General features: G+C 67.0%; 11 protein-coding genes. 5 read left to right on the forward strand and 6 right to left on the reverse strand.

The genetic code is table 11. The annotated features are described in order from the left end of the window. Positions 1 to 202 precede the first annotated feature (202 nt). On the forward strand, positions 203 to 1,093 hold the full coding sequence (locus KTC28_RS00770) for an alpha/beta hydrolase (RefSeq protein ID WP_216708914.1): 891 nt from the start codon (positions 203 to 205) through the stop codon (positions 1,091 to 1,093). Between the two features lie 138 nt (positions 1,094 to 1,231). On the opposite strand, the gene KTC28_RS00775 is transcribed toward KTC28_RS00770, so the two are convergent. The 5 genes from KTC28_RS00775 to thyA all read right to left on the reverse strand — a co-directional run bounded on the left by KTC28_RS00775 (position 1,232) and on the right by thyA (position 6,760). Then, positions 1,232 to 2,224, reverse strand: a complete 993-nt coding sequence (locus KTC28_RS00775; RefSeq protein ID WP_216708913.1) for a bifunctional riboflavin kinase/FAD synthetase — start codon at positions 2,222 to 2,224, stop codon at positions 1,232 to 1,234. Positions 2,225 to 2,323: 99 nt separating this feature from the next. Further along, positions 2,324 to 3,538: a phospholipase A gene (locus tag KTC28_RS00780; RefSeq protein ID WP_216708912.1), complete on the reverse strand. Its 1,215-nt coding sequence runs from the start codon at positions 3,536 to 3,538 to the stop codon at positions 2,324 to 2,326. A 41-nt stretch (positions 3,539 to 3,579) separates the two neighbouring features. Then, positions 3,580 to 4,101 (reverse strand): dihydrofolate reductase, encoded by a 522-nt coding sequence (locus KTC28_RS00785; RefSeq protein WP_216709331.1) that lies wholly within the window; start codon positions 4,099 to 4,101, stop codon positions 3,580 to 3,582. Further along, a complete protein-coding gene (locus KTC28_RS00790; protein ID WP_216708911.1) occupies positions 4,101 to 5,819 on the reverse strand; it encodes a DUF885 domain-containing protein in 1,719 nt (572 codons plus the stop codon). The genes KTC28_RS00785 and KTC28_RS00790 overlap by 1 nt, the downstream gene beginning before the upstream one ends. 14 nt (positions 5,820 to 5,833) lie before the next feature. Then, positions 5,834 to 6,760 (reverse strand): thymidylate synthase, encoded by a 927-nt coding sequence (gene thyA / locus KTC28_RS00795; RefSeq protein WP_216708910.1) that lies wholly within the window; start codon positions 6,758 to 6,760, stop codon positions 5,834 to 5,836. Positions 6,761 to 6,882: 122 nt separating this feature from the next. Between thyA and KTC28_RS00800 the strand changes: the two genes are divergently transcribed. Both KTC28_RS00800 and KTC28_RS00805 read left to right on the forward strand, forming a co-directional pair. Further along, the gene (locus KTC28_RS00800; protein WP_216708909.1) at positions 6,883 to 8,271 is read left to right on the forward strand and encodes a glycosyl transferase family protein; all 1,389 of its coding nucleotides are present in this window, start codon (positions 6,883 to 6,885) and stop codon (positions 8,269 to 8,271) included. A gap of 47 nt (positions 8,272 to 8,318) precedes the next feature. After that, entirely contained in the window at positions 8,319 to 9,422 is a 1,104-nt protein-coding gene (locus KTC28_RS00805) for a bacteriophage N4 adsorption protein A (protein WP_216708908.1), read from the forward strand. Here KTC28_RS00805 and KTC28_RS00810 read toward each other — a convergent pair. Next, positions 9,419 to 10,132 carry a MerR family transcriptional regulator gene (locus tag KTC28_RS00810; RefSeq protein ID WP_216708907.1) on the reverse strand — a complete coding sequence of 238 codons (714 nt, stop codon included), beginning with the start codon at positions 10,130 to 10,132 and terminating at the stop codon, positions 9,419 to 9,421. The genes KTC28_RS00805 and KTC28_RS00810 overlap by 4 nt on opposite strands. A gap of 54 nt (positions 10,133 to 10,186) precedes the next feature. On the opposite strand from KTC28_RS00810, the gene KTC28_RS00815 reads away from it, so the two are divergent. After that, complete coding sequence (locus KTC28_RS00815; protein WP_216708906.1) at positions 10,187 to 11,767, forward strand: cisplatin damage response ATP-dependent DNA ligase; 1,581 nt, start codon at positions 10,187 to 10,189, stop codon at positions 11,765 to 11,767. Positions 11,768 to 12,022: 255 nt separating this feature from the next. Then, on the forward strand, positions 12,023 to 14,599 hold the full coding sequence (gene clpB, locus KTC28_RS00820) for an ATP-dependent chaperone ClpB (RefSeq protein WP_216708905.1): 2,577 nt from the start codon (positions 12,023 to 12,025) through the stop codon (positions 14,597 to 14,599).

Below are 14,599 nucleotides of genomic sequence, written 5' to 3' on the forward strand. Positions count from 1 at the left end.
GGAGAAGAAAACACTCCACCGTTGAGAAAGAACAAGCGGCGACTGGGGAGAGGCTAAAGCAAGTAGCGCCCCGTATGAAAGAGGATCCTAGGCAGCTTGCGCACCGGTCGCGGTCACAAGCACGAGCCATGTTCGTCCTCAAAGCGATAGACTTATGACCGCGCCCGCCTAAAGTCTTTGCGGGGAAAAGAGGGGAACTTCCATGCGGTACATCGCGACGGCGTTAGCCTTGCTGTTGGCAACCGCTGCTGGTGCCGACGATGGAACCTCGTTCAAGGCATTGGCCGCTTCCGCGGCACTTGCCAGCAAGCCGAATTTTTCGGGTCCGTATGGCTCGGGCGATTTCAGGCACGGCGACCTGCGATTGCCCGCCGGCAAGGGCCGGTTTCCGGTTGCGATCCTTATCCACGGCGGCTGCTGGGACGCCAACACCGGCGACCCATCCGACGTGGCCGCCCTCGCCGCGGCTTTGGCAAAGCGCGGGATCGCGACGTGGAGCATCGAGTACCGCCGGGTCGGCAATCCGGGCGGCGGCTGGCCGGGAACGTTCGAGGACGTTGGCGCCGGCGTCGATTACCTCCGCGTCCTCGCTGGCCAGTTTCCGCTCGATCTCGGCAATGTCATCGTCGTCGGACATTCGTCAGGCGCTCATCTCGCGCTCTGGGCGGCTTCGCGGCGGCAGCTTCACGACCCGGTCGGCGGGACCGATCCGATCAAGCTCGCTGGCGTCGTTGCCATCGATGGGCCGGCATCGCTCGCGCCGTTCATCGGGGTCGACAACGAGGTCTGCGGCCACCCGGCGATCATCCCCTTGATGGGTGGCACCCCGGCCGAGAAACCCGACGCATATCGGCTGGCGCAACCAGCCGACCATCTGCCGTTGGGCGTGCGCCAGTATGTTGTGAAAGGCGACCTTGGGGCCCTGATGGAGCCATACGTCACCGCCGCACGTGCTGCCGGAGACAAAGTCGAACTGCTTGCTCCGACCGGCGCCGATCACTTCGACATCCTCGATCCCGGCACCGCCAACGGTGCCGCCGTCGTTGATTTTATCGTGAAGGCCGTAGACGGCAGGGAGACCGCGTCGCGATAGACGGTGCGGGGGAACGGGTAATCGTGTCCAGACGCGCGCCAGCAGCTGGCAAGCATGCTTCGACGTGGCTCGACAAGCTGGTGCCGTATGGATTGCACCGTGCCGATCCCGGACGATCACGGCCGTCGGAAGTCGGGATTAGCTCGGTGACCCAGCGATCGCCCGAACCGATGATCCATCGGACAGGGAAACGCTTCTTGTCGGCTCGACCGACGCCAGCGCCGCGCGCGCGGCAACGCAATCCGCCGCGATCTGCCGGGTTAGCGCGTCGAGCCCGTCAAGTTTCCATTCGGGGCGGAGAAAGACGTGGAGCTCGACCTCGATCGTGCGTCCGTACAGGTCGCCCGACCAGTCGAACAAATTGACCTCGAGCAGCTCGAGCGGCGGTTCGATCATCGGGCGGATGCCGAGGTTGGCGACGCCGTCGATCACGCTGCCGTCGTCGAGACGGACGCGGACGGCGTAGACTCCGTACGCCGGGCGGAGATACCCACCGAGCGCAAGGTTCGCGGTCGGAAAACCGAGGGTGCGGCCGAGCTTGGCTCCGTGCTCGACGACGCCGCGAATCGTAAACGGGCGGGTCAACAATGCGGCGGCCGCCGCCGGATCGGCGGCGCGGAGGTGGTCGCGGATGCGGCTCGACGAGACGATGCCGCCCCCGTCGCCCACCGCTGCGACGACGTCCGCGGCGATGCCATGTCCGGCACCGATCCGGGCGAGCGCGGCGGTATCCCCCGACCGCCGCACGCCGAAGGTGAAGTCCGCACCGCTGACGACGACGCCGGCGCCGATCTGCGACGCGAGCTGGTCGCCGACGAACGCTTCGGCGCTGTGTGCGGCGAGCGCGCGATCGAAGCCGATCACCACTGCGGCGTCGATGCCGAACGCTTCGAACAGGTCGAGCTTCTGCGGTGTCGTCGTCAGCGCGAAGGGCGGCAGGTCGGGGCGGAAGAGCGCCGCCGGGTGCGGGTCGAAGGTTGCGACGAGCGCCGGTCGCCCCTCGGCGCGCGCGCGGTCGAGCGCGTGTCCGACGACCGCTTGATGGCCGCGGTGGAAGCCATCGAAATTACCGAGCGCGACGACGCCGCCGCGCAGATGGCGAGGCACCGCGCCGCTGAAAATTCGCTCCATCGCGTTTCTGTAGCGAGCAAGATTGAGGCCGTCATCCCCGCAAGCACCGCAGTCGCTGGTCCTCTGCCCGGTCAGCTGCATCACGCGCGAGACCGAACGCTAGCGGACGAGGCCGACGCCGATCCGCAGCCGGTTTGCGTGCCGATTGTAATCGAGCAAATTCTCGCCGTAGCCGCTGAAACCCTGGCCGAAGACATACAGGTTGAGCGACTTGATCCAGCGATTGATCGGATACGACACCTCGGCCTCGACCGCGCCCTTGCCGCTGGCGAAGTTGAGCCGGGTATTGGTCGAGACCCGCAGCCCGTTGTCTTGGCCGATCTCGGCGAACAGCCCGGTATTGCCGCGGAAGTGGGCGATGTCGGGATTGTCGCTGAGGTTGCCGACATAGGTCCACAACCGTGGCCCGACCGACAGCTTGTAATCGCCGATTGGCAGTGTCGCCATCGGCTGGACATAGACATAGTTCGTGCTGCGCGAGGCGGTGCCGTCGCGGCCGTTCGATTCATGCGCAACGCCGCCGCGGCCGCCGAACGCGACACCGGTAAGGCGAAGCGGGGCGGGGACGATGTAGATCAGTTCGGGATTGTAATCGACGTTGCGGAACGGTGCCGATTTCGCTCCGAGGTCCCAGTAGAGCCGCTGGCTATAGGCAAAGTTCAAACCGTCGATCCACGACCGATCGGCCCCCGTCGCGCCGGCGGTGCCGAACAACTGGTATTTGAAGCTGATCTGGATCTTGGCAGCGGTGCTCGTTCCGGGTCCATAGGCCGCATAGATCGGCAGATACGCCGATAGATTGCCGAGGAAGGCGTTGCCAGTGTCGGCGCGCGCCGAGTTGAAGCTCTGCTGGACAACGACGGGTGCCGAGGGGTCGTGCGCGGGGATCAACGGCGCTGCCGGCTCGGAGACGGCAAGTTGCGCAGCTCTCCCCGCCTTCGGCAGCGACAGCGCGAAGGCCGCACCGCTGGCGAGCGACAGCGTCGCGCGGTCGGCTCCGTTGGGAAGCGAGGCGGTATAGTCCGCACGCACGAAACTCCCCGCCGCGAGCGTTTGCGGGGTGGCACTCCCGGCACGCTCGAGCGTCACCGCCGTATGCCGGTCCCCGACCGCAAGGTCTGCCACCAATCGTGGCGGCAGCTCGAAATGCTGAACCGCGTCGCCGTCGTTGAGGAAGTTGAGCTCGATCGTCGCGCGGCCGCTCGCATCGGCGACGCCGACAGTGCTGATCAACGTTTGGACTGCAGCGAGTGCCGGCATCGCGGCGGACGCCGCAATCGCGCCGACCCCGAGGTAGATTTTCATTCGTGGCATGGCGGCTCCAAAACCTCGTGCGATGGCCAACGCACGCTCGGTCAGGCGATCCGACCGGGTCGTATGACTGCTAAATGTTCGAGCGTGACGAAGCTATATGCCGGTCGGTCGCCTTCGGCTGGATACGCCTCGCGCGCGGTCTCGTGCCACACTGCGGGATCGAACGGCGGCAGGACAGTGTCGCCGTCGGGCGCGGCATGAACTTCGGTCAGGTAGATGCGCCGCGCCGATGGCAGCGCCTCGGCATAGATCGTCGCGCCCCCGATAATCATGATCTCGTCGGGGCGCGCGCCCTGCTGGAGTCCTGCGGCGGCGACCGCTTCGGCAAGATTGGGCACGACCGTCACGCCCTCGGCTGTCCAGTCTTGCGACCGGGTCATGACGATATTGTGCCGGCCCGGCAGCGGCCTGCCGATCGAGTCGAAAGTTCGCCGCCCCATCACAACCGGCTTGCCGACCGTCAGCCGCTTGAAGTGGCGGAGATCGGCGGGGATATGCCACGGCATGCCCCCGTCGCGCCCGATCACGCCGTTATCTGCGCGCGCGACAACCAAGCTCAGGATCACGGCGCGATTGGTTCGCTGAACATCAACGCGCGGACGTAGCGCGCCGGGGGCGAGCCGTAGCTGAGCACCGCGTCGTGGTATTTCTTGACGGCGAAGCCCGGGCGCTTCTCGGCCGCAGCACGCAGATCGGTGTGCTCGCTATAGCCGACAAAATAGCTCGGCAGCTGGGTCGAGCCGAGGCGGGCGCGGGTCCATTTGCCGGCGGCCTCGCGCTCTTGCTGGAACGCCTGGTCCATCATCAGCGACATCGCGGCTTTCTCGGTCATGCCCTCGGTATGGATGCCGATGTCGAGCAGCGCGTTCGAGATCGACCGCAGCCGCATCTTGAGCACGGTCAGCTTGTACAACGGATCGCCTTTCATGAAGCCGTCGTCGGCCATCTGCCCCTCGGCATAGACCGCCCAGCCCTCGACGAACGACCCCGACCCGAGCACTGCGCGCAGCGTCGACGGATAGGCGTTCTGGTGCGCCAGCTGGACGTAATGCCCCGGCATCGCCTCATGGACCGCGAGGTCGCGGATCATGTACTCATTGTATTCGCTGAGAAACGACGTCGCCTGCGCCTCGCTCCACTGATCGGGGATCGGCGACACCGCAAAGAAGGTGCCGAGGTTCTTCTCGAGCGGCCCCGGCGAATCGCAATACGCCACCGCAACGCCCTGCTGGAACTTGGGCATGGTGATGATCTTGACCGGACTGTCGGGCAGCGTGATCAGGTCTTTCGCACGGACGAAGGCGGTCGCTTCGGCCAGCGCCTTCGTCGCCTCGGCGATCACCCCGTCCCGCGGCGCCCGCTTGGCATAGGTCAACTTGAGCGCGGCGGCGATGACGTCGTGATCCGACATTGCCGCATTGTCCTTGATCACGCCGCGCGCGAGGACCGCCATCTCGGTTGTCGTCGCCGCCAGCGCCTTGGTCGCACGCGCCTTGATCTCGGCCCGCGTCAGCGGCGAGTCGAGCGCGAAGGCGAGCTTGGCGTCGTACAGCTTTGCGCCGAGGCGGAAATCACCCTTGGCGTTCGGCACGAGCACGGTATCGAGCCAGCGCTGGTGGAGCGCGACCGCCCGCTTCAACCGCTCGCGCGCTTCGTCGAAGGCGACCCGGTCGGCAGGCGCAAGTTCGCCCTCATGCGGCACGAGCATGTCGTTGACGATGTCGAGGATGCCGCTGTTTTGCTTGGCGACGGTCTGGGCATGAATCAGCGGCACCCGCGCGGGAACGAGCGTTTCGCGCTCGACGGCAAGCATGCCGGGCAGCAGGTTCATCCGCGATGTCGCCGCCTTGAGCCGCACCGGCCACGGTGCGAAATCGCGCGCGGCAAGGCTGTAGAGCGACCCGCCCGCGGCATCGTTGTAAATCTGCGGGTCCCACGCCCAGCTCTGCAGCGTGGCGTCGGTCCACAGGCTGTAGCGCAGGGCATTGCGCAGCATCGCCGCATCGACCTGATTCGCGCGGGTCAGCTTCTTCGCATCGATCCGATCGAGTTCCGCGAGCCAGCCGCGCTCGGCGGTGGCGCTGGCATGGCGTCCGGCAGCGGAGCGGTCGCCGATCAGATTGTCGTACTTGTGGACCCCGATGCCAGTCGCGCTTTCGGGAGCAAAGCGCATTTCGCCGTCGAGCCAACGCGCTTCGAGCGAGGCGAGTTTGTCGTCGGCAGAGCTGGCGGCAGCGGACGTCGCGGCAAGCGCGAGCCCGACAAACAATGCGCGAATCACGGCGAACTCCCCCTTTAGACCGCAACCGGCGCAGCGATATGCGGTTGCGGGGCGTAATCGTACACCGCGAAATCATCGATCGTATAGTCGAAGATCGTCGGCGGACGCCGGAGCAGCTGCAGCTTCGGCACACCCGATGGCGTCCGGCCGAGCTGCTCGGCCACCAGCGCCTCGTGGTTGAGATAGAGGTGGCAGTCACCCCCCGACCACACCAGTTCCCCCGGCTCGAGATCGCACTGCTGCGCGAGCATGCGGATCAGCAGCGCCGCCGCGAAGACGTTGAAGGCGAAGCCCAACCCGAGGTCGCAAGACCGCTGCCACAGCATCCCCGACAGCCGGCCGTTGGCGACATGAAACTGATACGTCATATGGCACGGCGGCAACGCCATGCGGTCGAGCTCGGCGACATTCCAGCCAGTGAAGATGTGCCGCCGTGACGCCGGGTTGTGCCGCAGCCCGTCGACCAGCGCCACAATCTGGTTGATCCCGGGACCGCGCTCGAAGCGACCGTCGCCGACGGGCTCGAACGTCGGCCAGTCGACCCATTGCTTCCCATACACCGGGCCTAGGTTGCCCCAGTTTTCGGCAAAGCCGTCGTCGCCCAGCAGCCGCGCCTCGAAATCGTCACGCGACAGCTCGACCCCAGTCTCGCGGTTGTGCCGCGCCAGCGGCCAATCGGTCCAGATGTGGACGCCTTGCTCGACCAGCGGCCGGATGTTGGTCACGCCGCTGAGGAACCACAGCATCTCGCGCGCCGCCGTTTTCCAGAACACCCGTTTCGTCGTCAGCAGCGGCACCGCGTCACTCGACAGGTCGAAGCGCATCGTCTCGCCGAACAGTGACCGCGTCCCGACTCCCGTCCGGTCGATGCGAAGGTCACCCTCGGACCAGACCCGGGCCATCAGGCTGAGATATTGCTGCTCGGGATGGGGGCTTGGCATGGCTCTCAATCGCGAATATCGTTACGGTAATGCAAGGATCGATCGAAGCAGATCGCCGAGCGTGGGGGATCGAATACTGGATAACATGAAGGCGGGCCACCTCGGCCCTCCCGACTGATCGCATGGCCGGGGGGCTCGTGCTTTTTGCCGCCGCATTGCACGTCGCGACCCGCGAGGTGCTGGTGCTTGCCGCCGTCGGGATTGCTGCGTCGACCATCGACGACGGCGTGATCGACCTGATCTATCTGTCGATCTGGCTGCGACGCCGCGCTCTACGGATGCGTCCGGTGCCCGCCGCCAACCTTCCCTCCGGCAGCAGCTGGATGGCGATCATGGTGCCTGCATGGGACGAAGCCGCAGTCATCGCGTCGATGCTCCGCAGCCTGACGACACGGCTCGATTACCCGAAGTACCGGGTGTTCGTCGGTGTCTATCCGAACGATCCGGCGACGCTCGCGGCAGTCAGGACGGTTGTCGATCATCGCATCTCGCCGGTGATCTGCACACGTCCCGGCTCCACGACCAAGGCCGATTGCCTCAACCACATCTGGCGCGCGGTGATCGCCCACGAGGCCGAGGCGTCAATCCGCTTTAAGGCGATCGTCTTCCACGATGCCGAGGACGTCGTCGACCGCCACGAACTCCGCGTCTTCGACCATCTCATTCCCGGCCTCGCGATGGTGCAACTTCCGGTCATCCCGCTGGTCGATCCCGGCTCACGTTGGATAAGCGGGCACTACCTTGACGAGTTCGCCGAGTCGCACGGCAAGGACATCATCGTCCGCGGCGCGCTCGGCGCAGCAGTGCCGAGCGCTGGCGTCGCCTGCGCGATCGACCGCGACGTCCTCGCGATGATCGCCGGTGGCACGGGCACCCCGTTCGATCCCGCCTGCATGACCGAGGATTACGAGCTCGGCATGAAGGTCGCCGCCCTCGGGCACCGCGGCGCGCTGGTCCGCATTCCTGGTTTCGCAGGTGGGCGAACGGTTGCGACCCACGAGCATTTCCCGGCAACCTTCGAAACCGCAGTCAAGCAAAAGACCCGCTGGCTGCTCGGCATTGCGCTGAGCGGCTGGGACCGGATCGGCTGGCAGGGTGGCATTGCCGATCGGTACATGCTGCTGCGCGACCGCAAGTCGATCGTTGCGCCGCTGCTGACAATCTTCGGCTACGTTGCGGTGGCGATGGTCCTTGTCGACGCCGAGGTGAGCACGGTCGTCCCGGCCGCGTTGCGCTTCGACCCCTTGGTCGCAGCGCAATCGCCCCTCGCCGCGTTATTGTGGCTGAACACCATCGCACTCGGCTGGCGCCTCGGTCTGCGCGCCTCATTCACCGCTGCGACCCACGGTTGGCGAGAGGGGTTGCGCGCTGTTCCCCGGACAATCGTCGGCAATGCGATCAATGCGGTTGCCGCGACGAGCGCGCTGCGGCGCTACGCACGCATCCGCGCTGGGCACGAAAGTCCGGCGTGGGACAAGACAACACATAAGTTCACCGTGCCCGCCGAGTGACGCGAACCACGACGGGGCACCCGACGCGGGCCTTGCGCGGATGCGCGTTGCTGCTGTTGTTGTGGGTGACGTACCGCGTCCCGGCGATGCAGACCGCCTTCGACGCGGCGGTCGTGGCGGCGGAAGACGGCGCAAGCATGGCGACCGTGTGGACATGGATGCTGCCGCCATGGACCGCGGCGGCAAAGCGGATCGCGGTCGCACCTCCGCCAGAATCGACGCATCCGCTTCCTCATCGCTCTCCAAGATCCGTCGGGAACGAGAGGATGCGGCCTGCAGCCGGCAGTGAGCGAGCGGGCGGCGACATCGTCGTCCTCATGTCGGCGAACATGCCCGCATCAGGGTCTCCGCAACAGCCGCAGCCAACTGCTGATACCGACGGCGCAACTCCAAGCGAGCTGGCGACCGTGGCCTATGCCCGCCTCGCCGCGGGAGACCGGCGCGGAGCCGCCCGCTTATTTGACGAGGCGCTGGCTGGTGGCGACGATCCCCGGTCCGCAGCATGGCGGGCGCAGCGCGATGCGTTGACACGGGGCTGGTCGGGCAGCGCCTACAGCATCGTCCGCTCGGGCGGGAGTTCCAGTATTGCCGTAGCGCCGGTCCTCGGCGGTGGCCAGAGCGGCGCGGCACTGGCGTGGACGCCCGACCCGCTCGCCGTCCGCCCGCTGGCGCTGACGTTGCGCGGGACGATCGCGCATGACGACCGCGGCCGCAGCGCGCTCGCCGCGGCCGGCATCGCGTGGCACCCGTTTACCGGTGTTACCCTTGCTGCCGAGCGCCTGCTGCCCGTCGGTCCGGCAGCGCGCGGCGACTGGGCGTTGCGGGTCGCCGGAGGGCTTAGCCGGAGCGTAGGAGCACTCGATGCCTCGGCATACGGGGAAGCCGGTGCCGTCGGGTCGGTCGTTTATGCCGCCGCGCAGGCGCGTCTCGGGGCTAGCATCCACCGCCGTAATATCGCGCTTGGCACCGAAGTCGGATCTTGGGCGAGCGTCCAGCATGGACACAGCAGCACCGTCGACCGGCTCGACATCGGACCCGGCGTCTCGGCTCGCACCGGGCGGCTCAGCCTGTCAGCCGACTACCGCTTCCACATCGCGGGGAACGCCGCCCCCGGCTCGGGGCCGGTGGTGACGCTCGCCGCCGCCTTCTAGCGGTCGTTCGCCACCCGCCGCCGCCGTTCGAGCTTGGCAAGCAGCGCGCGTGTTCGCATCAGCGCGAGCAGGTCGTTGACCGCGCCGATGCCGAGTTCGGCCATGTCGGCAGCCTTGGGCTCGTCGACTTGCCCGGCGGTGTGCTCGAAGAAAAAGCGCATCTCCTGCGTCGTCACATAGTCGATGAAGTCGTGGTACATCCGGATCATGCCCGGGGTGAAGCCGTGCTCCCGGCTGAAGCCGATCCGGTCGAGGTCGCCGAGCGTCCGCAGGATCGCGGCATCGCGCGCGGTCATCGTTCCCGCCGCGTCGACGGTGACGATTGCGTTCGCCACCGCTTCGTCGATCATCTCGGCGTCGAGGCCCGAGGCGGCGAGCGCGACGGCTGCGGGCACGCGCGGCGCATCAAGGTCGATCCGCGACCGCAGCACCGCGTCAAGCCCCGGGAAAGCTTCGGGTTCGAGCCAGCGTTCGGCGTCGCTTCCCCCTTCGGCATCGTCGCGGTCGAGCAGCCCGCGGATCACCGCGAGCGGCAGGAAGCGCTCCTCCTGCAGCCGCTTGATCGCGACCAGCCGGGTGACGTGCGCCTCCGAATACGACGCCGAATTGCGCGCCGCGCGGGCGGGTTCGGGGAGCAGGCCTTCACGGATATAGAAGCGGATCGTCTCGCGTCCGACCCCGCTCCGCGCCTCGAGTTCACGCATACGCATGCAGCTTCATGCCAAACTTGCCGCCGGAGCGCCACGCCCTACGTTAAGCCCTCGATGCAAGCTTTTGCCGCCCTTCTCGACCGGCTCGTCTACACGCGGTCGCGCAACGCCAAGCTGCGCCTGATTGCCGACTATCTTCTGGCGACCCCCGACCCCGATCGCGGCTGGGCGCTCGCCGCACTGACCGGCGGGCTCGACCTCAAGGCGGTCCAGCCCAAACTGATCCGGACTTTGCTCGAGGAGCGGATCGATCCGGTCCTGCTGGCGATGAGCTACGACTATGTCGGCGACATGGCCGAGACCGCGTCGTTGCTGTGGCCCGACCCGTTGACGCCGCCCCCTCCTCCGCCGAGCCTCAATGAGGTCGTCGAGCGATTGCAGCATCTTGGCCGCGCTGACGCCCCCGCGGCGATGCGCGAGTTGATGGACCGGCTCGACAGCAGCGGGCGCTATGCGCTGCTAAAACTGGCGACCGGCGCGATGCGGATCGGGGTGTCGGCGCGGCTCGCCAAGACCGCGTTTGCGTTGGCGTTTTCGGTCGACGTCGATGCGGTCGAGGAGGTCTGGCACGGCCTCAAGCCGCCCTACCCCGAGCTGTTCGACTGGGGCACCGGCGGCGCGCAGCCGACCCCGGGGACGGTGCCGGTGTTCCGCCCGTTCATGCTCGCGCACCCGTTGGATGACCTCAAGCTCGACCTGAAGGACTATGCCGCCGAGTGGAAATGGGACGGAATCCGCATCCAGATCGTCCATGTCGCAGGGGTCACCCGCCTGTTCAGCCGAGCGGGGGACGACATCACCGGCAGCTTTCCCGAAATCGCGGCGGCATTCGCGTATCCGGCGGTGCTCGACGGCGAACTGCTCGTCCGCGGCGACTTCCAGGGGGGTGAGGCGGCGAGCTTCAATGCGCTCCAGCAACGCCTCGGACGCAAGGCCCCGACCGCTAAGGCGCAGGCCGAGTTCCCTGCGTTCGTAAGGCTTTACGACGTCCTATTCGACGGCGACGAGGACCTCCGCGCGCTGCCGTGGACCGAACGGCGGGTGCGTCTCGAGGCGCTGATGCCGCGCCTCGACCCGACGCGATTCGACCTGTCGGCGGTGATCGCGGCGACCGATTTCGAGGATCTCGCGCGGATCAGGGACGGTGCCCGCGATGCCGCGATCGAGGGGGTGATGCTCAAGCAGCGCACCTCCCCCTACGTCGCCGGACGCCGCACCGGGCTGTGGTACAAATGGAAGCGCGACCCCTTGGTGGCCGACTGCGTGATGATGTACGCGCAGCGCGGCCACGGCAAAAGATCGAGCTTTTACAGCGACTACACCTTCGGCTGCTGGACCGCCGACCCCGCCGAAGGGGGCGAACTGCTCCCGGTCGGCAAGGCGTATTCGGGCTTCACTGACGCCGAGCTGGCGATGCTCGACAAGTTCGTCCGGACCAACACCGTCGCCCGCTTCGGGCCGGTCCGCGAAGTCGCCAAGACGATGGTCCTCGAGGTCGCGTTCGACTCGCTCCACAAGTCGACCCGGCACAAGTCGGGGGTGTCGATGCGCTTTCCCCGGGTTGCCCGGATTCGCACCGACAAGCCTGCTATCGAGGCCGATCGGATCGAGACTTTGGTGCGAATGATCACCTGAGGCGGGTTTAAGCCGGTCGGGCCGCGAGAATGGCGGCGTTTGGATCGAGGCGGCCAGGTAATCGCCGGATCGGCCGGGTTTTCGCGATTCCGGCCACGCGCACACACACCGCACATCGCCGCACGCAGTCGTCACTTCGCCTCACCCCGGGCGTACATTTCGCCCGAGCGGTCGGACAACCCCTTTCCTTGGCGGGCGATGAAAGTCCCTTGTGTTGCCCGATTACCACACCATATCGTCGGGACAGGAGATGGCATGAACATCGAAAAATTTACCGACCGCGCCAAGGGCTTCCTCCAGGCGGCGCAGACGATCGCGATCCGCGAGGAGCATCAGCGCGTCGCCCCCGAACATCTGTTGAAGGCGCTGCTCGACGACGACGAGGGCCTTGCGGCGAACCTGATCCGCGCCGCCGGGGGCCGTCCCGAAACCGCGGTGCAGGCGACCGACCTCGCGCTCGCCAAGATCGCCAAGGTGTCGGGCGCGGGCGCGCAGCAGCTCGCGTGGGACAACGACACCGTCCGCATCCTTGATTCGGCCGAGGCGGTCGCAACCAAGGCGAAGGATTCGTTCGTCCCCGTCGAGCGCATCCTGATGGCGATCGCGCTGGCGACGACGACAGCCGCGGGCCAGGCACTCGCCTCCGCCGGGGTCAGCGCGTCGAGCCTCAACGCCGCGATCGACACCGCGCGAAAGGGCCGGACCGCCGACAGCGCCAACGCCGAGGCGGGCTTCGACGCGCTCAAGAAATATGCGCGCGACCTGACGCAGGCGGCGCGCGACGGCAAGCTCGACCCGGTCATCGGCCGCGACGAGGAAATCCGCCGGACGATCCAGGTCCTCGCCCGCCGGACCAAGAACAACCCCGTCCTGATCGGCGAGCCGGGCGTCGGCAAGACCGCGATCGTCGAGGGCCTCGCGCTGCGCATCGCCAACGGCGACGTCCCCGATGGGATCAAGGACAAAAGGCTGATGTCGCTCGACATGGGCGCGCTGATCGCCGGCGCGAAGTATCGCGGCGAGTTCGAGGAGCGGCTGAAGGCGGTGCTCGACGAGGTCCGTGCCGAGAACTCCGATGTGCTGATGTTCATCGACGAGGTCCACCAGCTCGTCGGCGCGGGCAAGGGCGAGGGCGCGATGGACGCGTCGAACCTGCTCAAGCCGGCGCTGGCACGCGGCGAACTCCATTGCATCGGCGCGACGACGCTCGACGAATATCGCAAATATATCGAGAAGGACGCCGCGCTCGAACGCCGCTTCCAGCCGGTCGTGGTCGGCGAACCGACCGTCGCCGACACGATCTCGATCCTGCGCGGGCTCAAGGAGAAATACGAACTCCACCACGGCGTCCGCATCACCGACGGCGCGATCGTCGCCGCCGCCACGCTGTCGAACCGCTACATCGCCGACCGCTTCCTGCCCGACAAAGCGATCGACCTGATGGACGAGGCGGCGTCGCGGCTGCGGATGGAGGTCGAATCGAAGCCCGAGGAGATCGAGAACCTCGACCGGCGGACGATGCGCCTCAAGATCGAGCGCGAGGCGCTGAAGCGCGAGACCGATGCCGCGTCGAAGGACCGGCTGACGACGCTCGAGTCCGAACTCGCGGGGCTCGAGGAGCAATCGTCGACGCTGACCGCGCGCTGGCAGGCCGACAAGGAAAAGCTGGCGAGCGCGACCAAGATCAAGGAAGCGCTCGACGCCGCGCGGCTCGAAGTCGAGCAGGCGCAGCGCAGCGGCAACTATGCGCGCGCCGGCGAGCTGACGTATGGCACCGTCCCCGATCTCGAGCGCCAGCTCGTCGAGGCCGAGGCGGTGACCGCGTCGGCGATGCTCAAGGAGGAGGTCACCTCGGAGGACATCGCCGGGGTCGTATCACGCTGGACCGGCATCCCAGTCGACCGGATGATGGAGGGCGAGCGCGAGAAACTGCTCGGCATGGAGGACGCGCTGCGCCACTCGGTGATCGGGCAGGACGACGCGATCCACGCGGTCTCGTCGGCGGTTCGCCGCGCCCGCGCCGGGCTGCAGGACCCGAACCGTCCGCTCGGCTCGTTCCTGTTCCTCGGGCCGACCGGCGTCGGAAAGACCGAACTGACCAAGAGCCTCGCGAACTTCCTGTTCGACGACCCCGCCGCGATGGTCCGCCTCGACATGAGCGAATTCATGGAGAAGCACTCGGTCAGCCGCCTGATCGGTGCGCCGCCGGGCTATGTCGGCTATGACGAAGGCGGCGTCCTGACTGAGGCGGTCCGCCGACGCCCCTATCAAGTGATCCTGTTCGACGAGGTCGAGAAGGCGCACGCCGACGTGTTCAACGTCCTGCTCCAGGTGCTCGACGACGGGCGGCTGACCGACGGCCAGGGGCGGACGGTCGACTTCACCAACACGCTGATCATCCTGACGTCGAACCTCGGCTCGCAATATATCGCGGCGCTTCGCGACGACCAGAAAGTCGCCGACGTCGAGGAGCCGGTGATGGAGATGGTCCGCGCCCATTTCCGCCCCGAATTCCTCAACCGTCTCGACGAGATCATCCTGTTCAACCGGCTCGGCATCGAACACATGAGCCGGATCGTCGATCTCCAGGTCGACCGCGTCCAGTCGATGCTCACCGAGCGCAAGATCCACCTCGACCTGACCGACGCCGCGCGGCGCTGGCTGGCGCGAGTCGGCTACGACCCGGTGTACGGTGCCCGGCCGCTCCGGCGGACGGTGCAGAAGCATTTGCAGGACCCGCTCGCCGACCTGATCCTGCGCGGGAGCGTGCCCGATGGGAGCACGGTTGCGGTCGACGAGGGGGACGGGAAGCTCAGCTTGGCGGCGGGATAA

Source organism: Polymorphobacter megasporae (assembly GCF_018982885.2).
GTDB classification, from domain to species: Bacteria; Pseudomonadota; Alphaproteobacteria; order Sphingomonadales; family Sphingomonadaceae; genus Polymorphobacter_B; species Polymorphobacter_B megasporae.

What these genes read in the sequence shown, in the direction of transcription:
- thyA (WP_216708910.1), bottom strand. Translation starts at nt 6,760, where the DNA reads ATGCCAAGCCCCCATCCCGAGCAGCAATATCTCAGCCTGATGGCCCGG.
- clpB (WP_216708905.1), top strand. Translation starts at nt 12,023, where the DNA reads ATGAACATCGAAAAATTTACCGACCGCGCCAAGGGCTTCCTCCAGGCG.
- KTC28_RS00780 (WP_216708912.1), bottom strand. Translation starts at nt 3,538, where the DNA reads ATGCCACGAATGAAAATCTACCTCGGGGTCGGCGCGATTGCGGCGTCC.
- KTC28_RS00800 (WP_216708909.1), top strand. Translation starts at nt 6,883, where the DNA reads ATGGCCGGGGGGCTCGTGCTTTTTGCCGCCGCATTGCACGTCGCGACC.
- KTC28_RS00775 (WP_216708913.1), bottom strand. Translation starts at nt 2,224, where the DNA reads ATGGAGCGAATTTTCAGCGGCGCGGTGCCTCGCCATCTGCGCGGCGGC.
- KTC28_RS00770 (WP_216708914.1), top strand. Translation starts at nt 203, where the DNA reads ATGCGGTACATCGCGACGGCGTTAGCCTTGCTGTTGGCAACCGCTGCT.
- KTC28_RS00815 (WP_216708906.1), top strand. Translation starts at nt 10,187, where the DNA reads ATGCAAGCTTTTGCCGCCCTTCTCGACCGGCTCGTCTACACGCGGTCG.
- KTC28_RS00810 (WP_216708907.1), bottom strand. Translation starts at nt 10,132, where the DNA reads ATGCGTATGCGTGAACTCGAGGCGCGGAGCGGGGTCGGACGCGAGACG.